Source organism: Salinifilum aidingensis (assembly GCF_054782015.1).
The window spans coordinates 181,042-201,083 of the sequence record NZ_BAAGTH010000001.1 but is presented as its reverse complement, the minus strand read 5'-3'; the positions used below and the strand labels follow the sequence as shown (position 1 = coordinate 201,083).

Here is a 20,042-nt window from a genome sequence, read left to right as displayed (position 1 = left end):
AGACGTTCGTCAGTCGTTCGTCAGCAGCGCGGTCGTGAGCTGGACCGGCCAGCAACGCCCCCGGGTCAACGCATGAGGGCTCCCGGCGGTCGAACCGCGGGGAGCCCTGCCGGCGAGGTGGGCCGGAGCTGAGTCGGGGGAGGGCACTGGTCCGGCCCCGGCGACGGTCATGCGCGGAGCACACCGTCCATCAGTTGTGCCGCCGCGTTGCGGGTTCGATCTTCCGCGCTCGGCCACAGGTGCGCGTAGGTGTTGAGCGTGATCGTCGCGTTCGAGTGCCCGAGAGCGCGCTGAACCGTCACGACATCGCAACCGGCGGCGATGAGGCCCGACGCGTAGAAGTGGCGCAGATCGTGCAGCCGGACCTCGTCCAGACCTGCCGCCTTCCGGGTCTTGCGCCACCAGTAGCCAACAGTGTTCTGATGGGGTGGATTGCCCTCCTCGCCGCGGAACAGCCATTCCCCCGGGGAGCTGCCCGAGTGGTGTTCCTCGAGGTACTCCTTCAACCTCAGGACGAGACCATCAGCGAGGTAGACGGTGCGGTGCGACCCGTACTTCGGGGCCCGGATCTCGACCTCTTGTCCACCCGCACGTTGCACCTGTCGAACTACGCGCAGGGTCCGTTCTTCGAGGCTGATGTCCTCGACTCGGAGCGCTGCCGTCTCCCCGAGGCGTAGCCCTGTGAAAGCGCACAACGCTATGAAGGGGCGGAAGTAGGGGTCCGAGCAGTGCAGCAGCTTGCCCACGTCTTCAGAGGAGGGCATGTTCAGAGGCGACTTGTCCTTGCGAGGCAGCCGGACCCCTTCACTGGGATCGCTCGCGATGATCCGATCGCGGACAGCGGCGCGAAAGACCGCTCGCACGTTGTTGAACCGAGTTCGAATCGTCCCGGGCGCTAGCCCGTAGTCCCTGCCGTAGCCGTGCTGCTCGGTCTGCATGTGCTTGACCCATTGCTCCACATGCGAGCGAAGTATCCTCCCGATGGGGACATCGCCGAAGGTAACCGATCGGGCTGCGAGGTTCATCGCACGATCCGTGCCCGGAACCCACACTTGACGAGCTGCCCGCTGCTCGAAGTACTCCGAGAACGTGATTTTGCCGTCTCGCGGGTCGACGAACTGGCCTGTGGTGAGAGCGGCCGTCTGCTCGTCGAGCCATTTCTGAACGTCGATCTTCCTACGAGCCGTCTTCGTGATCTGCTTGCCACCGGCCACCGGTCGGAACTGCGCCTGCCAGCGTCCATTCGGAAGCTTCCGGATGCTCGCCACGATCAACCCTCCAAGCCGACGAACCAGGCTTCGACATCCTCGGGCCGATAGCGCAAGTGCTTACCGACTCGACGCGACGTAGGCCCGTAGCCCTTGTGTCGCCACTGGTACACGGTCTGCACGGGCACGCCGAGGTAGTCGGCGACGTCGGTGGGTCCCCAGAGGTTGCGCAGCATGGTCACTCTCTCCTTTCGTTGGCGTACTTGAGCTTTCGCAGTTCGCGGGTGCGGTCGCCGATGGCTTCGGCGAGTTCGCGTTCCTCGTCGCTGGCGTGGCCGATGTGGGTCATGTGCCAGTGGTTGACCACGAGCACGGAGTCTTCGGCCACGCCGAGCTCGGCAAGGTTCTCCTCCAGCCGGAAGCGCTGGCGGTCGCCGCGCAGGCGCTTGAAGGTGGTCGAGTAGCGCTTCGATTTGGTGAGGAAGTGGCCGCGGAAGGCGAGCATGTGCGCCCAGTGGCGCAGCTTGAGCTCGGCCAGGTCTTCGTTCTCGGCGAGGTCCCAGGCGGTGCGCATGATCCGCCAAGGCCGCAGCAGAAAACAAGGCCACGGCGACGCGGACTGCCCGGCTGGTCGACAAGCTGGGCTCGCGAACGAATGCGCTGTTGCAAGCCAACCTCAATGGAAAGATCAACCCGAGCACGGTTGGAAACAAGTTCCTACGAGGAAGCCTCAAGGTGGGTAGCAAACTACCCGTCGTCGGTCTTGGTGTTACCGCCCTGGGAATCGGCTACGATGCAACGATCGCAGGCAAGGATCCGACAACAAGCGTTGCTTCCGGTCTTGGGGGGGTACGCCGCAGGCGCAGGTGCCTCCGCCGCTGTACTTGCCGCCGGTGGTCCTGTTGGTTGGGCTGTCGGGCTCGGATCCGTTGCCTCGGTCGGTGTTGGTTTCGCCGTTGAGGAGTGGGGTGACGACGTCGCTGGAGCGGTTGGGGACACCGCTAGCGCGGTCGGCGACTGGGCGAGTGATCTGTTCTAGGACGAGTGACAACCATGCGTGAAACCGATCTACCCCCGAAGCCGGACTCCCGAACCGGCGAGCCACGTCCTCCGCGCGCACCGCTTGAGCCGGACTGGAAGAGGCCAGAGGATAAGCACAAAAACGGCGCGAACAAGGTTCCTCGGCCTCCGGAGGGCGAAACTCCGATCTTGGAATGGTTCTACCCGACGAGGGGGCGTGGCGGTGCCTTCATCGGGATCGCGCTGGTCATCTTCGTCGGCTTCCTCACCGTGCGCGACGGCGGATTCGTCTGGATGACGAGCTGGGTGCTGTGGGCCATCATGGTCCCGTTCCTGGTCTTCTTCTGGTTCTACAACCGGAGTACCCGGATTTCAGCAGGCGCCGACTGGCTCTGCTACGGCAAGAATTCCTTCATCAAGACCTACGAACTGGTGAAGGTCACCGCCACCACGGGTGGCGCAGCACGGTACCTCGAGCTGAAGGACCGCCACGGTAACGAGTTCTCTACGCAGCTCAACGACCTCCAACTCAAAGGGGAGCTCTGGGATCTCGTCTACAACGGGATTCTGCACTCCGTCCACGTGCACGGCGCGGAGACCAACAAGATGGCGAGGGACTTCCTGGGGCTCAACACGCCGCCGCAACACCGGCGACAGCGGTAGTCTCGGAACACCCCGCGCACGGACCGGAGGCTGAGCGCTGTGTACGACGTCTTGTATCGAACCAACGGCGGCGGTGCAAAGCCGCGCGTGTTCGTCACCGCCATCCCCGAGCGGCACACCGCCGAGCACATCGCGGTACAGCTCTTCGACGACGGATTCGTAGCCGCCTCGTGGGTGGAGGAGACCACTGAGGCCCGGTGGACCACCCGGCAAGCGGGCAACGACCACCGTCATCGAGCCCTGTAGACGCCGGTCCGGGCGTGCTGGCTCGCCCGCCTGCGGATGCGTGGGCATCTCGTTCGGACGGGTTCCGCGGCGGGGTGGGTGGTGCCGCGCTCGCCGCTGCCAGGGCAGGATCACGGGGTGGGTGGCCGGGTGATGAGTGTGGCCAGTTCGGAGTTCGGAACGGCGCCGGAAAAGAGGAATCCCTGGAAGGTGTCGTAGCCGAGACCGGCCAGTCGGTGCAGTTGGGTGCGGGTTTCCACTCCTTCGGCCACGCAGAAGCCCCCCATCGCGTGGGCGAGGGTCTGGGCGGAGCGGGCGACGGCGGTCGCGATGGGGGCGTGTTCGAGGCCGGCGGTGAAGGTGCGGTCGAGTTTGAGTACCTGGGCGGGGATTTCTTGGAGGCGGGCCAGCGAGGAGTAGCCGATGCCGAAGTCGTCGATGGCGAACCGCACCCCGCGGTCGACCAGGTCGGTCATGGCTTTCTGCGTCGCAGCGGTGAGGTCGAGCAGGTCTGTTTCGGTGATCTCCAGCCCGAGCCGCTGCCAGGCCAGGCCTGCCTCGGTGACAGCGGCGATGACCGTCTCGAGGAACGCGGGATCGTGCAGCAGCTGGCTGCCGAGGTTGATCGCGACGTCGATCGGGCGTGCACCGGGCGCGGGCCAGTTCGCCGCCTGGTGCACTGCGGTGCGCAGCACCCATCGGTCGAGTTCGCCCAGCAGGCCGGCGCGGCGGGCCACGGGCAGGATCACGTCCGGGTGCAGCAATCCGCGCTCGGGGTGCGGCCAACGCAGCAGCGCCTCGGCGGCGACCACACGACCGCGCCGGTCGACGACGGGTTGGTAGTGCAGGGACAACTCGTCGCGCTCGAGGGCCGGGCGCAACTGGCCTTCCAGCGCCACGTCCTGTTCGATGGAGGTGAGCAAGCCGGCATCGGCGCAGATGACGCGGTCCCGGCCCTGGTCCTTGGCCTGGAACAGAGCCGCATCGGCGAACCGCAGGAGATCGGCAGCGGTGTTGCCCGCGTGGGGCACGGTGGCCGCTCCGACCGAGACCGACACCCCGATGGAACATCCCCGGGCGACCACGGTGGTGCGCAGCAAGGAGAGGACGTGCTCGGAAAGGGCGTCCAGCCCACCGGCCGCCCTCAGGTCCGAGCAGACGATGAAGAACTCGTCACCGGAATGCCGCGCCGGGGTGCACCCGGAGGGCAGGCCCTCCTGCAACCGCTCGGCGACGGTCACCAGCAACTCGTCGCCGACCTCGTGGCCCAACGCGTCGTTGACGCGTTTGAAGTTGTCGATGTCGCAAAGCAGCACTCCCAGTTGCCGATCATCGTCGGACTCGTCGGCCAGGAGTTGTTCCAGCAGTTCCCGGGTGCCCTTGCGGTTGAGCAGCCCGGTGAGCTCGTCGTGGGTGGCCTCGTGGCGCAGCGCTTGGACGAGGGACCGGCGCTGGCCGACGTTGACGAACGAGGTCACCCACACCCGGTGGCCCTCGCTGTCGGTCCGGATGGTGCTGAAGACGTCGCAGAACACGCTGGTCCCGGTGGCGTCGACGAACCGCCGCTGGTCGCGGAAAAGGCCCCCGGGCGCGAGGGCGGGGTCCGCGGCCCGGGCGGCGAGGTCCTCGGAGGACTCCCCCGCGTGGAGCAGCTCGGGCACGCGCAGATTCGTGATCTGCTCGTGCGAGTACTCCAGCAGGCTGCACAGGGCGTCGTTGGCTCGTCGCACGCGCCCGTGGTTGTCGATGATGGCCGCCGCGACCGGCAGGGCCTGGAACAGCGCGTCGCACTCGGCGGGCCAGTCCTCGACCGAGATCCTGCTTTCGACCACGCGTCACCCCGCTAGAGCACAGCAAGCCGCCGGAAAGCACACTGTAATCAGCTCTTCGCTGGTAACGCCAATTGCGGCACTCCGCTCCGCCCCAGGCCGTGCGCGGCTCCGGAGCAGGGGTAGCTCAGACCACGTTTCCCCCAGGTTGACCATCGTGCGTGCCAGTGCTTGCATCAACGCATGTTGTTGATCGAACAACCAACCGGAACCCGAGGAACAGCGGAGCATTTCCTGCCACGTGGAAGGGCGATTTCCGCTTTTCCGCGGAGAGGGATTTCCGGCGACCACCTGCCGGGAGTCGCAATTGCTCGCCCCCGTGGGCGCGGGCACCCATCACCGCGGATTCTGCGCGAGGGGGGCTCAGCAGAAGGGCATCCGCACGTTCCACGCACCACCCCTGCGCACGGCAGGTGGCCCGCCGCCCGCGCTCGCTCGCCGCACCGCGCATGAGCGCCCCAGTCCCGATCGAGCAACCACCACGTACCGATCCACAGGCGGATGCCATGTCCACGCACTCCCACCACGACGCCGGGCGGTGCCCGCCGTCCACCGCGGACGTTCCCGAACTCCTCGACCGGGCCGCCGACGATCTGCACTTCGAATTCCAGGGATTCTTCGCCCGGGAAACGATTCGTGCCGTCCTCTCCGCGGCCCACGCCGATCTCCGCGAGACCACCCGGGTGCACACCCACCTCGTCACGCTCGCGACGCGCTCCGCCCACGAGTACCTCTCCTCGGTCGTCGAGTGCGCGAAAGACCCCTTGTCCTCACCTCCCGAAGTGCTGTTCGTCTGCGTGCGCGACGCGGGGCGTTCCCAGATGGCTGCTGAGATGTTGCAACATCGCGCGCGAAGCCGCGTGAACGTGCGCTTGGCCGGCTCTGCGCCTGCTGGGACGATCGGTCCAGCAGCTCGAGAAGCGATGGCGGAATTCGGCGTGGAGCTGCAGCGGGAGGGGCCGGAACCACTGGGACCTCGGGCGGCCGCGGCGGCCGACGTGGTCGTCACGACGGGCCGTGGCGACACCCTCCCGCTCTACCCCGGAAAGCGTTACCTCGACTGGGAGGTCGAGGACCCGGCCGGAAAGCCGATCGAGGAAGTGCGCGGCATCAGGAACGACATCGACCGCCGGGTCACCGGACTGCTCGCCGAACTGGTCTAGCAGGTCCGCGGTTCTCGGAGGAGCGCTCGGAGCTGAGCAGTTGCACCGGCCGGTGCGGGCGGCACGAGCGGGCCGGAACCCCCGTGCTGCAGGGGAGGCCGGCCCACCGGCCACCGTGCACGGCCCTTCGGGTGCAGAGTGGACGCGTGAGGCCGGGGTCTCCTGATCGCCGCGTCCGCTGGAATGCCGCACTCGCCGCGCTCCGCCACCCTCACCCCCGAACTCCACGGAGGACGGTGGGAAGGAACTCACCAACGAAGTCCTCGCGCATGTGGGGCTCCGGGGCGAACGGGGCCCTCTCCGGTGAACCCTGCGACTGCGACGGGGTATCTGCGTGCGCACCCGGGTCTTCCGGCCCGGGTGCGCATGGTTCGGAGCGCTCATCCACGGAGTGGAGCGTACTCAGGCCGCTGGCTGGATCTGTGGCGCGCCAGGGCTCTACGGCTCGGGGTCACCCGACAGCACCAGCAGCGTCGGCATGCCGTTCTTCCTGCTCGACGTCGTGCACGGACCGGTGGAGCAGGCAGAACTCGTTGCCCTCCGGGTCGGCGAGCACCACCCAGGACACGTCGGGTGCCTGCCCAACATCCACGCGCTGAGCTCCCAGCCCGATCAGGCGCTCGAGCTCATCCGCCGTGGTGACGCCATCAGCACGCAGGTCGAGGTGGAGGCGGTTCTTGCCTGCCTTGTGCTCAGGGACCGGAGCAACGTCGATGTGTGGCCACGCACCGTTCAGCGGTGCGATCCCGATAACTCCTTCGGCGGACTCCTCAACGATCCGCCAATCGAGCACTTGGCACCAGAAGTCGGCGACGGCGCGGGGGTCAGCGGCGTCGATGGCGAGAACTGCGATGCGACTGGGCATTCCGCCAGCCTCATCCACGGGAGCCGTGGGATCAAGACGACCTCGGTGCTCGCGGCGCCGCCGGCGGGATCACCCTTCCGACCGGAACAGGGTCGAGGACGTTCGACCGCCGGTCCTGCCGGGTCGGCGGGCACCGGCGGGCGCGGTCGCCCCGGCGCGGTCGTGGCACGTGCTGTCCGGGCGGGCCGGCGGCGTCCACCACCGGTCCGCGCGCCGCGGTGCGCGGGGACACCCCGGCGCGCGGCACCGCGTGTTTGTCGGACGAGCGCGCGGGGTGTACCGTTCGTGGTGGTCGTTGTTAGTTCTGGTTCGTGTTTCGCGCACGCTCGCAGGATGTCGATGCGGGCGAGCTGCTGTCTTTGGTGAAACTGGAGCTGGCTGCCGTCTGAGATCCCTCCGGCCCGGGCTGCCACGCCGTGTGGTCGTCCGTCATACCCCAGCTCCCCGAAGGAGACAGTCATGATCCAGGGAACCGTGAAGTGGTTCAGCGCGGAAAAGGGCTTCGGCTTCATCGCCCCCGACGACGGCGGTCCGGACGTGTTCGTCCACTACTCCGCCATCGACGCCTCGGGCTTCCGCGAGCTGAGCGAGAACCAGGCCGTGAGCTACGAGGTCACCGAAGGGCCCAAGGGCCCGCAGGCCTCCACCGTGCGCGTCTGATCGGGACTCCGGTCCGCGCTCGCACCCCGTGGTGCTCGTTCGAACGCGACTCGTTCGAGCGGAAGCCACGGGGTGCTCCCGCATCCGGCACGTCCGCTGACCGCAGGAGCGTGCCCTCGAAAGGAGTTGCATGAGTACTTCGACATTCCGCCACCGCGGTCCGCCCGCCGGTCACCGGCAGAGCGGCCCTGCCGCGCCCGAGACGTCGCACCGGCACCACGACCGGACGCGCGCGGTCGACACGGCACCGCCGGTGCACTTCGTCGCACCCGAGACGGGCACCAGCGAACAGCCGGCGCCCACCCCGCCGTCGACCGGGGACAGCGCTGCTTCCGCGCACCACCTCCGTTCGCCCTTCATCCCCGCTCCCGCTGACGGCGAACTCGCCGACGAGCGCTGACGAGCGCACCGCGCAGGAGCTCGTTCCCGCGCGCCGGTGAACAGCAGCACTCCGACCGCGTGCGGGACGGCCGCGTCCGCCCGGTCAGCAGGACCGCTCCAAGTCGCAGCGCGCACTCTCGCGCCGAGGGCGGCGAACTCCGCTCGACGGCCGCGATCGGTTCCTCACCCCGCGTTCCGCCGCGCTCATCCCTCCGCGCACCGGACCGCTGCCGCAGCGCACGAGCACCCGCGCCGAGTCCGGACTCCCCGCCCGGCGCCGACGACCGCCCGACCGCGTGCCGGGCAGAATCGACGGCAGCCCGCAGCGGCGCGGCGCACGCAGCCCGTGGCACGCGTCACCCGACTCGTCCGGGCACGGATCGTCGGGTGCGCGGGCGGGGCGCTGCCCTACGTTCGAAGTCGGGAGGGAGACCCGGCATGCTCGACCGCTTCAACGAGGCGATGGCCCAGATCGAACAGCACCTCGGCGAGGAGCTCGACGTGGGACGGCTGGCGCGCACCGCGCGCACCTCGGAATACCACTTCCGCAGGATGTTCTCGGCGCTCGCGGGGATTCCGCTGTCGGAGTACGTGCGCAGGCGGCGGCTGACGCTGGCCGCCGGACGCGTGCTCGCCGGCGTCGAGCCGCTGCTCGACATCGCGATCAGCTGCGGCTACACCTCCGGCGAGGCGTTCGCCCGGGCGTTCCGCGCGATGCACGGCGTCGGACCGGCCGAGGCGAGGCGGACCGGTGCGGTTCTCCGCTCCCAACCGCGCATGATGTTCCACCTCACCGTCGAAGGGAGCGCGTCGATGGACTACCGCATCGCAGAACGAGGGGATTTCCGGATCATCGGTCACAGCACCGTCGTTCCGATCATCCACGTGGGACCGAACGAATCGATCGACGAGTTCGTCCGGAGCATCGGGTCCGATGAGGTCGAGCGGCTGGTGAAACTGTCCGATCAGGAACCGCGCGGCGTCGTGGCCGCGGTGGAAGCGCTCGACGAGTCCCGCGAGGAGGGCGCTCGGGTGCACTACCTGCACGGCGTCGCCTCCACCGCCGAAGCACCGCGCGGCACCGACACGTGGGAGGTCCCCGCGGGAACCTGGGCGGTGTTCACGGCTTCGGGAGAGGCGCCCGAGGCCGCGCAGTACCTGTGGCGCGACATCTACACCGAGTGGTTCCCGTCGAACCCGTACCGCAGCGCACCGGGGCCGGCGGTGCTGTCGACCGAACTGTCCGAGGACGGGTCCCGGATGAGCTGCGAGCTGTGGATCCCGGTCGAGCACGAGGGGTAGGACGCTTCGCGGAGCCCGGTCGCAGCCGCCACGAGGACCGACCGGCCCGCGCCGAGCTCGGCCGCGGTCGTGCGGGTACCGCGGGACTCCCGGGCACCCGGCCACCGCGTTCGCGGGCACGTCACCCGATCTCGAGCACGGGCCTGCCGATCGTGGTGCGTTCGGTGAGCGAGCGGTGCGCTTCGCGGGCGCGGTCGAGCGGGTAGCTCGCCGCGATGACCGGTTTGATCCGCCCCTGCTCGACGAGGGCGAGTGCGCGTGCGAGCAGGTCGCGGACCACCGCTTGCCCGGGGGATCCGGAGGCGAGGGCGTTGGTCGCGGAGATGTTCCTGAGCTCGGCCCGCTGCTCGTCGATGTCGGCGAATTCGCCGCCGGCGGAACCGTAGGTGACGAACTCCCCGCCCGGGCGCACCGCTTCGAACGCCTCGCGTCCGAGGCGGCCGCCCGCCCCGTCGAAGGCCAGGTCGACACCGGAACCGCCGGCCGCTTCCCGCACGCGTTCGGTCCAGCCTTCCGCGGAGTAGTCCACCGCGCGGTGCGCGCCCAGCTCCCGCGCCAGCGCGAGCTTGCGCTCACCGCGGGCCGCCGCGATGACGTGCGCGCCCGCGGCGCGCGCGAGCTGCACCAACCAGGTGCCCGCGCCCCCGGTCGCAGCCGCCACGAGGACCGACCGGCCCGCGCCGAGCTCGGCGGTGGTCGACAGGTTCAGCGCGGTGACGCCGTCGTGCAGCGCTGCGGCCGCGTCCGCATCGGTCACCGCGTCCGGAACCGCGACGCAGTCGTCGACATCGGCGACGATCCGCTCGGCGTAACCGGTCGCGGCGCGGGCCAGCGCGCGGCGGCCGCGCCAGTCAGGATCCACGCCCTCGCCGGTGGCCAGCACCCTGCCGACACCGCCACCACCGGGAACGTAGGGCGGTTCGAGCGGGAAGTGCTCACCTCCCCAGCCCGACCGCAGCAGCGTGTCGAGGTAGATGACGTCCGCGGCCGCCGTTCGCAGAACCACCTGGCCCGGACCCGCCGCGGGGTCGGGGACCTCCTCGACCGCCATGACGTCGGGGCCGCCGAACTCCCGCACCTGGATCGCACGCATAGCAGCTGAACTCCTCGTCGTCGGAAACGCGTGCGCGCAACCTAGAGGTTCGAGTGAACTCGAAGTCAACGCCCGCCGCGCGTTCGCCGGACGTCCTGGCTCCTCCTGCCCGTGGCCGGAACTTCTGCGGTGCGCGGGATCGGCGGCATGGGCGGTGATCCGTGCTCAGCGCAAGCAGATCTGCCGCGGATCTCACCCGAAAGGAGGGTTTGAACCTCACGAGAAATGTTCCCTTCCCTGGTCAGGAAGGGGAAACGCGGTTCGGGTCGGTGCGCGCCGTGCACTCCGGGTGAAACCCCGCCGCTGCCCCGGGGTGACGGGAGCGCGCCCGACACGTGACTGCTGCGCCCGCTCGTACGCGGGAACGCGGTCCGCCTTCTCGAACGCGGGAACGCGGTCCGCCTTCTCGAACGCGGGAATGCGGTTCGCACGCTCGAGAGCGGGAACGCGGTCCGCCCGCCTGATACGGTGCGGAGCGTGGCTGAGGTGCGCGCGCCGGTGCTCGTGATCGGAGCCGGGGTCATGGGGCTGACCACCGGCATCGTGCTCGCCGAAGCCGGATGGCCGGTGCGCATCCGCACCTCGGAGCCGCCCGCCGAGACGGCCTCGGCCGCCGCCGCGGCGATGTGGGCGCCGGCGATGCTGGAACCGCGCGAGCGCGTCGTCGAGTGGGTCTCCCGCACGCACGCCGAACTGGTCCGCCTCGCCGAGGACCCCGAGACCGGGGTGCACCTGGCCGGCGGGCGCATCGCCGCCCGCTTCGACCTGAGCGTGGGGCTGCCGCGGGAAGCGGAACTCGTGCCCAACCTGCGCCGCTGCACCGCGAACGAGCTGCCCGCGCCGTTCCTCAGCGGTTACCACGGCACGTTCCCGCTGGTGGACATGCTGCGCTACCTCGACTACCTGGTGCGCCGCTTCCGCGGCGCCGGGGGTGAACTGCTGCGCTCGGAAGTGCCGGTGCTCGCGGACGCGGCCGCCGAGTCGGACCGGGTGGTCAACTGCGCCGGCATCGGCGCCCGCATGTTCGGCGATCCCTCGGTCGTGCCCGTCTGGGGGCAGCAGGTGGTCGTGGAGAACCCGGGCGTCGAGGAGTTCCTGCTCGAGATCGCCCGGGAGACCGAGTTCGTCTCGATCATGCCGCACGCGGACCGCGTCGTGCTCGGCGGGATCGCCGCCGAGCACGAGTGGTCGACCGCGCCCGACCACGAGCTCAGCGAGCGGATCATGGCCCGGTGCGCCCGGGTGGAGCCGCGGTTGAGCCGCGCGCGCCAGCTCGAGGAGCGGGTGGGACTGCGCCCCGCGCGCCCGCGGGTGCGCGTGGAGGCCGAGGACTACGCGGGGGCGCGGATCGTGCACAACTACGGCCACGGCGGCTCCGGCGTCGCCCTCTCCTGGGGGTGCGCCCGCGCCGCCGCGGAGCTGGTAGAGCGGTGAGGCTCAGCCGAGCAGCTGCTCCACGACTCCGTTGATCTCCCGCGCCAGCGAGAAGTCGTTCTCCGTGAGGCCACCGAGGAAGTGCGTGGTGCACGCGAAGCGGACGACCGTGTGGCGGATGTCCACGTCCGGGTGATGGTCCTCGGACTCGGCGATCTCCGCGATCCGGTTGACCGCCTGGATGGCCTGGGTGAAGGACGGGAACTCGACGGTGCGCGAGATGCTTTCGCCTTCGCGCTTCCACTCCGGGAGGTGTTCGAGGGATTCGGTGATCCGCTCCTCGCTCAGCAATTCGACCATGTGCGCCATCCTCGCGCAGCGGCCCCGTGCGATGCGAGCCGACGCGGCCGGGCGCGCTGAGGACTCCGGGAGCCACTCTGGAACGGTTCCAGATTTTCCAATTTTCATGAAAATTGCGTTGACCGATTCAGTGCGGGGTCGGGAGAGGCCGCCGCGGTGGCGCGGGTGCGGCGGGGCACCATGGGTGCCCGTGCCGGAACAGCGGATGACCGGGGTGATCGACGCGCCCGCCACGACGGTGGCCGCGGCGCTGCGCCACACGCGCACGGCCGAGCGGGCCCTCACTGGGGTGGGCGTGCGCGGCCGGGCGCGCACCGGAGCGGGCGAACTGCTGCTGCCGGGGGACGTGCTCGACTTCCGCGTGCACGCGTGCGGCGTGCGCGTGCCGATGAGCACCCGGATCACCGAGGCAGGCGCAGGCGGGCTCCGCTCCGCGGGGCTCGGTCCGCGGCCGCGCGAGCTGCGGCACGACTCGACCGTGAGCGAGGGGGCCGGGGGCGCGGTGCTCACCGAAACCGCGTCCTGGCAGCTGCTCGGCGGCGCGGCCGCGCGTGCGCTGGAGAGGGGGCCGGCGGACGCGGTGGTGCGCCGGTTCGTGCGCCGCGTGCTCGAAGCGCGGCTGGCTGTGGTGCGCGACCTCGCCGAGACCTGGGCGGGACGTCCGGTGGTGGTGGGCGCGGCCATCGTCCGCAGTGGACTCCTGCTGGCGCAGCAGCGCCGCCGTCCGGCACGGCACGCCGGGCGCTGGGAGCTCCCCGGCGGGCGCGTCGAACCGGGCGAGAGCGAGCACGACGCGGTGGTGCGCGAGTGCTCCGAGGAGCTCGACGTCACCGTGCGCCCCGTCGCGCGGGTGGGCACCGACGTCCCGCTGCCGAACGGGATGCTGCTGCGGATGCACGCCGCGGAGCTCGTCGAGGACGGCGCCGACCCGCGCCCCGTGGAGCACCGCGCACTGCGGTGGCTGCCCGCGCCGGAGCTGTCGAGCGTGGACTGGCTGGAGGCCGACCGGCTGGTGCTGCCCGCGCTCGCGGGGCTGCTCGGCGCGGACAGCACCCGGTAGGGACCGCGCAGCGCCGCCGGGGCGACGTCTCGTGCGCGTGCGGCGCCGCGGCCGCTCGCCGGCCAGTGCGGACCCCGGCCGGCTCGGTGCGCACCGGTGCCGCCCGGGGCGGGCTCCCTTCAGTCCAGCCCGCCCAGCCCACCCAGCCCGCCCAGCCCACCCAGCCCGGCCAGCCGCAGCGCCGCGTCCAGACGCGGGCGCATCCGCTCCCGCGCCCGCTCGGCCCCGCGGGCGCGGACGCGCGCCAGCTCGCCGGGGTCGTCCAGCAGCTCGCGGGCCCGCGAGCGCACCGGTCGCAGGGTCTCCACGACCGCCTCGGCGGCGGCCTCCTTGAGCTGCGCGTACGAATCGATCCCGGAGGCCGCCGCGTACGGGCTGCGGTCCTGGCAGGCCCCGAGGACCTCCAGCAGGTTCGCGACCCCGGGCTGCTGCTCCGGCGCGTAGCGCACCGCGCCGCGGTCGTCGGTGACGGCGCGGCGGAACTTCCGCCGGATCGCGTCCGGCTCGTCGAGCACGAACACCACCCCGGCTGACTGCTGCGTCGACTTGGCCATCTTGCGGTCGGGGTCGGCGAGATCGCGCACCCGGGCTCCCACGAGCGGCGTCACCGGCTCGGGCACGGCGAAGGCGGCCCCGTGGGCGTGGTTGAACCGGCGGGCCAGGGTGCGCGCCAGTTCGACGTGCTGCTGCTGGTCGGCGCCCACCGGCACGTGCGTGGCCCCCTGCGCGAGGATGTCGGCGGCCATGAGCACGGGGTAGGTGAGCAGCCCGAGGCGCACCGCCTCGGCACCGGTGCTCTTCTCCTTGAACTGCACCATGCGCGCGGCCTCGCCGTGGGTGCACGTGCATTCGAGCACCCAGTTCAGCGCGCCGAGCTCGCAGGCCAGGTCGGACTGCACGAACACGGTTTCCGGGGCGAGCCCGGCCGCGAGCACCACGGCGAGCTGCTCCCGGGTGAGGGTGCGCAACCGCTCCGGGCTGTGCGGGGTGGTCATGGCGTGCAGGTCGGAGACGAAGTACAGGTGCGCGTCCTGCTGCGCCGTTCCCCCCGAGCTCCGCTCGCGGTCGGCCTGCTGGCCGGCGACCCAGCGGCGCACGGCGCCGAGGTGGTTGCCGAGCTGGACGTGCCCGGAGGGGGTGATCGCGGACAGGAGCGTGCGCGGGGAGCGGTCGCCGTCCGGACGCCCCGCCGATGGGTGCCCTGCCGGTGGGTGCCCCGCCGGTGGGTGCTCAACCGACGGTTCGGGGTGCTCGAGGTCCGCGGTGTGCGCGGTGGAGTGCATCGTTCCTCCTCGGTGGCCGTGCCACCACCGGGAACGACGTCGCTGCGACCGGCCGCCCGGTGGCGGCCGGTGATCAGGTGCGTCAGCGCACGCGCACTCGGGGCCGCCCCGCGGCGGCCCACCAGGATCCGTGCTGAAGTGCGCGCACGTCGGTGATCCTACACGTCGGTGATCGGCGTCCTCGTGTTCAGCGGCCGAGTCGGCGAAGCGGCCGGGGTTTCGATGGCGCCTTCGAGCGCTCGTGCATCGCGCGGTTGTTGCGTGGAGAGCTCGTCGAGGAACTCCTCCGCCTGTTTGAGCAGTTCGACCTGATACCCCGCGGTCGATGACCGCGCCGTCCGGCGCACGAACGGCACCCGCTCGTTGTCCCCGGCCGCGTGCGCTTCCAGGGCTTGGTGCACGGCTTCGGTGTCGACGAGCTCCTCGAGGGCCTCGAGCAGTTCCGCGTCCTCGGCCGGGACCACGGCAGCGGCGCGGTGTCCGTGCTTGGTCAGGTACGTGGTCTCGCCGGCGTGCTCCGCGCGTGCGGTCACCGGCCCCAGCTCGCTCGCGGCCATCTCACCGGGCACGTGCAAAACGCACATTGATGGGATGGTCGTGCGCCAGGACCGGCTGGCATCGGGTTGCGGCCGTGCTGCGGGCGCTCCGGTGGGTGCGCACCAGCCGTTCCTGCGCGCAGGTGATCGGCGGCACCGGGCGGGCGGCGTTACATTGGGAGGATGTACGTGGTCTTGCTGCATTTCACCGCACCGAAAACCCGCGTCGACGAGCGGTTGGTCGAGCACCACGAATGGGTCAACCAGCATTACGAGGCGGGGGATTTCATCTGCGCCGGAACCCGCGAGTCGGAGGACGGCGTGGTGATCATCGCGCGCGCGATGTCCCGCGGGAGGTTGGACGCGCTCCTGGCGACGGACCCGTTCGTCCTGCACAAGCTGGCCCGCTACGAGGTCATCCCGTTCGAGGTCCGGCACACCATCCCCGAACTCGCCAATTACGCTGATTCGGTGCGTTCGTCGAGCCAGTGACCGACCTGGTCCGCATGATCCGGCCCCGGTGACGCCGAGGTCCCGGTGACGTCGAGGTATCCGCCCCGGCGGCGCCGAGGTCGGATCATCCGGCACCGCGTTCCGGAAGCGGTGTTCCGGAACGCGCATTCCCCGAGCGGTGCGATTCCGGTGCGGCCGCGGAACTGCGCGGGCGGCGAAGAATTCCCTCCGGTTCCCGCGCGCGGGCCGCGGTGAGCGCGCCGAGCCCCCAGCAGCACGACCCCGCGCGGGCTCCTGCGCGCGGGCAGGAGCCGGGGCGAGGAGCGCCTGCCGGCGCCACCGGTGTTGCACCGGGCACGTGCGCGCCGCTGGCCGCAGCTGCTGGACTACCCTGGGTAGAGCGCATGCCGACCTCGTGGCACGGAAACGAACTCCCGGTCGGCAGCTTTCCGCGTAGAAGGAGCAGGAGTAACCGCGTGTCCAGCAGCCTCAGCGCCCCAACCAGGTCGGTGACCGCGCGCCCCGACCTGCGCAACGTCGCCCTCGTGGCGCACGTTGACCACGGCAAGACCACTCTGGTGGACGCGATGCTGCGTCAATCCGGTGTGTTCTCCGAGCGCACCGAGCCCGTCGACCGGATCATGGACTCGAACGATCTGGAGCGGGAAAAGGGCATCACGATCCTGGCGAAGAACACGGCCATCCACCGGCAGACCGAGGGCGGGCCGGTGACGATCAACGTCGTCGACACCCCCGGCCACGCCGACTTCGGCGGCGAGGTGGAACGCGCCCTGAGCATGGTGGACGGCGTGCTGCTGCTGGTGGACGCCAGCGAGGGGCCGCTGCCGCAGACCCGGTTCGTGCTGCGCAAAGCACTGGCGGCGAAGCTGCCGGTGCAGCTGGTCGTGAACAAGGTCGACCGCGCCGAGGCCCGCAGCGCCGAGGTCGTCGAGGAGGTCCACGACCTGCTGCTCGAGCTGGCCACCGAACTGGCCGCCGAGATGGAGGACGGCGGGATCGACGAGGAGGCCGTCCTCGACATGCCCGTCGTCTACGCCTCCGCCCGCGCCGGCCGCGCCAGCCTCACCCGCCCCACCGACGGGGAGGTGCCCGAGGACGAGAACCTCGACGTGCTGTTCGACCTGCTGCTGCGGAACGTCCCCGCGCCGACGGTCGACCTCGAGGCCCCCACGCGGGCGCTGGTGACCAACCTGGACGCCTCGCCGTTCCTCGGCCGGATCGCGCTGTGCCGGATCCACGCGGGCACGCTCCGCAAGGGGCAGAACGTGGCCTGGTGCCGCGCCGACGGCAGCGCCCAGCGGGTCCGCCTGACCGAGCTGCTGAAGAACGACGGGCTGGAGCGCGTCCCCGCCGAGGAGGCCTCCGCGGGCGATCTCGTCGCCATCGCGGGCATCCCGGAGATCACCATCGGTGACACGCTCGCCGATCCGGAGGACCCGCAGCCGCTGCCGCGGATCACCGTCGACGAGCCCGCCATCTCCATGACCTTCGGTGTGAACACCTCGCCGATGGCCGGCCGCAACGGCGGCACCAAGCTCACCGCGCGCCAGGTGAAGTCCCGGCTCGACCAGGAGCTCATCGGCAACGTGAGCATGCGCGTCGAGGACACCGAGCGCCCCGACGTGTGGGAGGTGCAGGGCCGCGGCGAGCTCGCCCTGGCCGTGCTGGTGGAGACGATGCGCCGCGAGGGCTTCGAGCTCACCATCGGCAAGCCGGACGTGGTCACCAAGCACGTCGACGGCAAGCTGCACGAGCCCTTCGAGCGGCTCAGCGTCGACGTGCCCGAGGAACACCTCGGCAACGTCACCCAGCTGCTGGCCGGGCGCAAGGGCAAGATGGAGACCATGTCCGGCCACGGCACCGGGCGCATCAAGCTCGACTACCTGGTGCCCTCCCGCGGGCTCATCGGCTTCCGCACCGACTTCCTCACCGAGACCCGCGGCGGCGGTATCGCCAACCAGGTCTTCGAGGGCTACTTCCCGTGGGCGGGGGATCTGCACACGCGCCACTCCGGTTCGCTGGTGGCCGACCGGTCCGGGCCGGTCACGACGTACGCGCTGATGCAGCTGGCCGACCGCGGCACGTTCTTCGTCTCCCCGGGTGACGAGGTCTACGAGGGCATGGTCGTGGGCGAGAGCCCGCGCAACGAGGACCTCGACCTCAACGTCACCAAGGAGAAGAAGCTCACCAACATGCGCTCGGCCGGAGCCGAGGAGCTGGAGCGGCTCGCGCGGCCGCGCACGCTGAGCCTGGAGGAGGCCCTCGAGTTCTGCGGCGGCGACGAGTGCGTGGAAGCGGGACCGAAGGCCGTCCGGGTGCGCAAGAACACCCTCGAGGGGGGCGCCCGCGCCCGCGAGCGCTCCCGCGCCAAGTCCCGCGGCTGACGGCCCGCCGCGCGTGGCCGCCCGATCTCCGCTGTCCGGGGCGGGCGGCCGGGGGAGTCGGACGTTCCCCGCCCGACTCGCCGCGCCGGCCGTCCGCGGACTGCCCCGCCCTGCCGCGAGCGCGGACCCGCCTGCCACCCGGTGTGCGGGGCCGCGCACCGGGCTCGGGACTCGTGTGCGGACGCCCCGCCCGTCCGGCGCGGCCGCCGGTTCCGGTCTGCCCGGTCCCCGGGCAGGCCCGGTGCCGGGGCCCCGATGTCCGGGCGCGCGGGCCGGCACGTAACGATAGGAGCCTCGCGGGGTTCCGCCGCGGGTGTCGACCGAGGGGAGGTTCGGCGTGCAGCAGGGGCACCGCCGCCGACGCGTCGCGCTCCCGGTGCTGGTGAGCGCGGTCGGACTGGTGGCAGCCTGCACCAACGCGCCACCGCCGCCGCTGGCGGACCCGAACGAGACCACCCCGCCGCCGCCCTCCTCGGACGTGCCGACCACGCAGCCCATGCCCACCGAGGTCGTCGTCGGGGTGGACGACTTCGAGGGCGGTTTCAACCCGCACACCCTCGCCGACATGTCCCCGTCCACCTCGGCGCTGGCCAACCTCATGCTGCCCTCGGTGTTCGTGCCGGGGAAGGACGGCGCGCCCGCGCTGAACACGACGCTGATGGAGTCGGCCGAGCCGGTCCCGGGCGCGGAGAAGTTCACCGTGCGCTACCGGATCAAGCGGGAGGCCAGCTGGTCCGACGGCGCGCCGATCGCCGCCGAGGACTTCGTCTACCTCGCCGAGCAGATGAGCACCCAGGCCGGCGTGGCCAACCCCGCCGGGTACCAGCTCATCGACGACGTGTCCTCCTCGCACGGGGGCAAGGTCGTCGACGTGACGTTCACCCAGCCGTTCCAGGGCTGGCGCTCCCTGTTCGACCACCTGCTGCCCGCGCACCTGATGCGGGACGCACCGCGCGGCTGGAACACGGTCCTCGACAACGGATACCCCGCTTCCGGGGGACCGTTCGCCATCCGGCAGGTCGACCTGGACCGCGGCGAGGTCTCGCTGGAGCGCAACGACCGCTACTGGGGACCGCCGGCGCGCGCCGACCGCCTGACGCTGCGCGCCGTGGACACCCCCCTGCAGGTGGAAGCCCTGCGCAGCGGTGATTCGCACCTGGCCGTGTTCGACAGCGACAAGCGCACGCTGGACACGCTGCGCTCCCTCGGGGACAAGGTGGACGTGCGCACGGTGCCGCGGCCGCAGACGCTGCAGATGCTGCTGCGGCCGGACAGCCCGGCCCTGGCCGACACGCCGGTGCGCCGCGCCGTGCTCGCCGGGCTGGACCGGCAGCGGCTCGTCACCGCGGGCACCGGCGGCGGCCCCGCCCAGGGCCTGACCGCGCACGCCCAGGTGCGTGCGCCCTCCGAGCCGAGCTACCGGCCCACCGAACCGCCCGCGATCCGCTCGAAGCCGGATCCGCAGCGCGTCCGCCAGCTGCTGCGCGAGGCCGGCTACACCGAGTCCGGGGGGCGGTGGACGCGCGGCGGCGAGCGGCTGACGCTGACCATCGCCGCCCCGTTCGAGCGGCAGAGCTACCGCGACGTGGCCGAGGAGGCCGCCCGGCAGCTGCGCGAGCTCGGCATCGGGGCCACCGTGGTCACCCCCACCGGTGACGAGCTGTACGGGTCGATGCTCTCGGCGAACCCGCTGCAGCAGGAGTCCTCCGGCGAGTCGGCCGTGGACATGGCGGTGGCGCCGCGCGCCGCGGGAGGCGATCCCGCGGCCATGCTGGCCTCCTCGTTCGGCTGCGCGGGCACCGTGCCCGGTTCGGACCAGCCGGTGCCGTTCAACCCGACGGGCTTCTGCGATCCGCTGCTGCAGCCGCGGATCGACGCCGCGCTGGCGGGCCGGGTCGACCCCTGGCGGGCCTCGCGCGCGGTCGAGGGCGAGGTGTGGGCCGAGGCGGTGTCGCTGCCGCTGTACCAGGACGCGCAGGTGGTGGCCGTGCGCCGGGACACCGAGGGCGTCGGCCCGGGCAACGGCTTCGCCGGCCCGTTCTCCACCGCCGGCGAGTGGCGCGGCAGCCCGATGGACCACGACGGCTGGTGAGCTCCGGTGCGACCGGGCGGGCGGCTACCCGATGTCGGGGGGTCCCGCAGCGAGGCCTCGCCGGAGGTCC

The 20,042-nt window shown here is 71.2% G+C and carries 20 protein-coding genes; 11 read left to right on the top strand and 9 right to left on the bottom strand.

Annotated elements, in window-relative coordinates; translation table 11 throughout:
* Nucleotides 1-167: 167 nt before the first annotated feature.
* Genes ACYVJE_RS00975 through ACYVJE_RS00965 form a run of 3 tightly spaced genes read right to left on the bottom strand, consistent with a single transcriptional unit; the run spans nt 168 to nt 1,782 of the window.
* The gene (locus ACYVJE_RS00975; protein ID WP_461142830.1) at nt 168-1,268 is read right to left on the bottom strand and encodes a tyrosine-type recombinase/integrase; all 1,101 of its coding nucleotides are present in this window, start codon (nt 1,266-1,268) and stop codon (nt 168-170) included.
* A 2-nt stretch (nt 1,269-1,270) separates the two neighbouring features.
* Nucleotides 1,271-1,444, bottom strand: a complete 174-nt coding sequence (locus ACYVJE_RS00970) for a helix-turn-helix domain-containing protein (RefSeq protein WP_461143141.1) — start codon at nt 1,442-1,444, stop codon at nt 1,271-1,273.
* A gap of 2 nt (nt 1,445-1,446) precedes the next feature.
* On the bottom strand, nt 1,447-1,782 hold the full coding sequence (locus ACYVJE_RS00965; protein ID WP_461142829.1) for a replication initiator: 336 nt from the start codon (nt 1,780-1,782) through the stop codon (nt 1,447-1,449).
* A 635-nt stretch (nt 1,783-2,417) separates the two neighbouring features.
* On the opposite strand from ACYVJE_RS00965, the gene ACYVJE_RS00960 reads away from it, so the two are divergent.
* On the top strand, nt 2,418-2,891 hold the full coding sequence (locus tag ACYVJE_RS00960) for a hypothetical protein (protein WP_461142828.1): 474 nt from the start codon (nt 2,418-2,420) through the stop codon (nt 2,889-2,891).
* Nucleotides 2,892-2,930: 39 nt separating this feature from the next.
* Nucleotides 2,931-3,137 (top strand): hypothetical protein, encoded by a 207-nt coding sequence (locus ACYVJE_RS00955; RefSeq protein ID WP_461142827.1) that lies wholly within the window; start codon nt 2,931-2,933, stop codon nt 3,135-3,137.
* A 110-nt stretch (nt 3,138-3,247) separates the two neighbouring features.
* On the opposite strand, the gene ACYVJE_RS00950 is transcribed toward ACYVJE_RS00955, so the two are convergent.
* Complete coding sequence (locus tag ACYVJE_RS00950; RefSeq protein ID WP_461142826.1) at nt 3,248-4,948, bottom strand: putative bifunctional diguanylate cyclase/phosphodiesterase; 1,701 nt, start codon at nt 4,946-4,948, stop codon at nt 3,248-3,250.
* A gap of 503 nt (nt 4,949-5,451) precedes the next feature.
* Here ACYVJE_RS00950 and ACYVJE_RS00945 point away from each other — a divergent pair.
* Complete coding sequence (locus ACYVJE_RS00945; RefSeq protein ID WP_461142825.1) at nt 5,452-6,108, top strand: arsenate-mycothiol transferase ArsC; 657 nt, start codon at nt 5,452-5,454, stop codon at nt 6,106-6,108.
* A 451-nt stretch (nt 6,109-6,559) separates the two neighbouring features.
* Here ACYVJE_RS00945 and ACYVJE_RS00940 read toward each other — a convergent pair whose 3' ends face one another.
* Complete coding sequence (locus tag ACYVJE_RS00940; RefSeq protein WP_461142824.1) at nt 6,560-6,973, bottom strand: VOC family protein; 414 nt, start codon at nt 6,971-6,973, stop codon at nt 6,560-6,562.
* Between the two features lie 459 nt (nt 6,974-7,432).
* Here ACYVJE_RS00940 and ACYVJE_RS00935 point away from each other — a divergent pair, with 459 nt between their 5' ends.
* The 3 genes from ACYVJE_RS00935 to ACYVJE_RS00925 all read left to right on the top strand — a co-directional run bounded on the left by ACYVJE_RS00935 (nt 7,433) and on the right by ACYVJE_RS00925 (nt 9,316).
* A complete protein-coding gene (locus ACYVJE_RS00935; RefSeq protein ID WP_459158420.1) occupies nt 7,433-7,633 on the top strand; it encodes a cold-shock protein in 201 nt (66 codons plus the stop codon).
* 130 nt (nt 7,634-7,763) lie between these two features.
* A complete protein-coding gene (locus tag ACYVJE_RS00930) occupies nt 7,764-8,033 on the top strand; it encodes a hypothetical protein (protein WP_461142823.1) in 270 nt (89 codons plus the stop codon).
* A gap of 419 nt (nt 8,034-8,452) precedes the next feature.
* Complete coding sequence (locus tag ACYVJE_RS00925) at nt 8,453-9,316, top strand: AraC family transcriptional regulator (protein WP_461142822.1); 864 nt, start codon at nt 8,453-8,455, stop codon at nt 9,314-9,316.
* A 121-nt stretch (nt 9,317-9,437) separates the two neighbouring features.
* Here the strand turns inward: ACYVJE_RS00925 and ACYVJE_RS00920 are convergent, their stop codons facing one another.
* The gene (locus tag ACYVJE_RS00920) at nt 9,438-10,409 is read right to left on the bottom strand and encodes a zinc-binding dehydrogenase (protein WP_461142821.1); all 972 of its coding nucleotides are present in this window, start codon (nt 10,407-10,409) and stop codon (nt 9,438-9,440) included.
* A 477-nt stretch (nt 10,410-10,886) separates the two neighbouring features.
* Here ACYVJE_RS00920 and ACYVJE_RS00915 point away from each other — a divergent pair, with 477 nt between their 5' ends.
* Entirely contained in the window at nt 10,887-11,843 is a 957-nt protein-coding gene (locus tag ACYVJE_RS00915; protein WP_461142820.1) for an FAD-dependent oxidoreductase, read from the top strand.
* Between the two features lie 3 nt (nt 11,844-11,846).
* Here the strand turns inward: ACYVJE_RS00915 and ACYVJE_RS00910 are convergent, their stop codons facing one another.
* Nucleotides 11,847-12,143, bottom strand: coding sequence for a 4a-hydroxytetrahydrobiopterin dehydratase (locus tag ACYVJE_RS00910; RefSeq protein ID WP_459158424.1), 297 nt, complete (start codon nt 12,141-12,143; stop codon nt 11,847-11,849).
* Nucleotides 12,144-12,333: 190 nt separating this feature from the next.
* On the opposite strand from ACYVJE_RS00910, the gene ACYVJE_RS00905 reads away from it, so the two are divergent.
* Nucleotides 12,334-13,203, top strand: a complete 870-nt coding sequence (locus ACYVJE_RS00905) for a (deoxy)nucleoside triphosphate pyrophosphohydrolase (RefSeq protein WP_461142819.1) — start codon at nt 12,334-12,336, stop codon at nt 13,201-13,203.
* A gap of 119 nt (nt 13,204-13,322) precedes the next feature.
* Here the strand turns inward: ACYVJE_RS00905 and trpS are convergent, their stop codons facing one another.
* Together trpS and ACYVJE_RS00895 are read right to left on the bottom strand one after the other, a co-directional pair.
* Nucleotides 13,323-14,486, bottom strand: coding sequence for a tryptophan--tRNA ligase (gene trpS, locus ACYVJE_RS00900; protein WP_461142818.1), 1,164 nt, complete (start codon nt 14,484-14,486; stop codon nt 13,323-13,325).
* Nucleotides 14,487-14,644: 158 nt separating this feature from the next.
* Nucleotides 14,645-15,070, bottom strand: coding sequence for a hypothetical protein (locus ACYVJE_RS00895; RefSeq protein WP_461142817.1), 426 nt, complete (start codon nt 15,068-15,070; stop codon nt 14,645-14,647).
* A 135-nt stretch (nt 15,071-15,205) separates the two neighbouring features.
* Here ACYVJE_RS00895 and ACYVJE_RS00890 point away from each other — a divergent pair, with 135 nt between their 5' ends.
* The 3 genes from ACYVJE_RS00890 to ACYVJE_RS00880 all read left to right on the top strand — a co-directional run bounded on the left by ACYVJE_RS00890 (nt 15,206) and on the right by ACYVJE_RS00880 (nt 19,972).
* Nucleotides 15,206-15,514, top strand: coding sequence for a YciI family protein (locus ACYVJE_RS00890; RefSeq protein ID WP_459158426.1), 309 nt, complete (start codon nt 15,206-15,208; stop codon nt 15,512-15,514).
* Between the two features lie 365 nt (nt 15,515-15,879).
* The gene (typA, locus tag ACYVJE_RS00885) at nt 15,880-17,880 is read left to right on the top strand and encodes a translational GTPase TypA (RefSeq protein ID WP_461142816.1); all 2,001 of its coding nucleotides are present in this window, start codon (nt 15,880-15,882) and stop codon (nt 17,878-17,880) included.
* A gap of 337 nt (nt 17,881-18,217) precedes the next feature.
* Nucleotides 18,218-19,972, top strand: a complete 1,755-nt coding sequence (locus ACYVJE_RS00880) for an ABC transporter family substrate-binding protein (protein ID WP_461142815.1) — start codon at nt 18,218-18,220, stop codon at nt 19,970-19,972.
* Nucleotides 19,973-20,042: the final 70 nt, after the last annotated feature.

Bases quoted from the DNA above. Each gene is read 5' to 3' on its own strand.
- typA (WP_461142816.1), top strand. From the start codon at position 15,880: ATGCCGACCTCGTGGCACGGAAACGAACTCCCGGTCGGCAGCTTTCCG.
- ACYVJE_RS00940 (WP_461142824.1), bottom strand. From the start codon at position 6,973: ATGCCCAGTCGCATCGCAGTTCTCGCCATCGACGCCGCTGACCCCCGC.
- ACYVJE_RS00890 (WP_459158426.1), top strand. From the start codon at position 15,206: ATGTACGTGGTCTTGCTGCATTTCACCGCACCGAAAACCCGCGTCGAC.
- ACYVJE_RS00920 (WP_461142821.1), bottom strand. From the start codon at position 10,409: ATGCGTGCGATCCAGGTGCGGGAGTTCGGCGGCCCCGACGTCATGGCG.
- ACYVJE_RS00935 (WP_459158420.1), top strand. From the start codon at position 7,433: ATGATCCAGGGAACCGTGAAGTGGTTCAGCGCGGAAAAGGGCTTCGGC.
- ACYVJE_RS00895 (WP_461142817.1), bottom strand. From the start codon at position 15,070: ATGTGCGTTTTGCACGTGCCCGGTGAGATGGCCGCGAGCGAGCTGGGG.
- ACYVJE_RS00930 (WP_461142823.1), top strand. From the start codon at position 7,764: ATGAGTACTTCGACATTCCGCCACCGCGGTCCGCCCGCCGGTCACCGG.
- ACYVJE_RS00970 (WP_461143141.1), bottom strand. From the start codon at position 1,444: ATGCTGCGCAACCTCTGGGGACCCACCGACGTCGCCGACTACCTCGGC.
- trpS (WP_461142818.1), bottom strand. From the start codon at position 14,486: ATGCACTCCACCGCGCACACCGCGGACCTCGAGCACCCCGAACCGTCG.
- ACYVJE_RS00965 (WP_461142829.1), bottom strand. From the start codon at position 1,782: ATGCGCACCGCCTGGGACCTCGCCGAGAACGAAGACCTGGCCGAGCTC.
- ACYVJE_RS00925 (WP_461142822.1), top strand. From the start codon at position 8,453: ATGCTCGACCGCTTCAACGAGGCGATGGCCCAGATCGAACAGCACCTC.
- ACYVJE_RS00945 (WP_461142825.1), top strand. From the start codon at position 5,452: ATGTCCACGCACTCCCACCACGACGCCGGGCGGTGCCCGCCGTCCACC.
- ACYVJE_RS00910 (WP_459158424.1), bottom strand. From the start codon at position 12,143: ATGGTCGAATTGCTGAGCGAGGAGCGGATCACCGAATCCCTCGAACAC.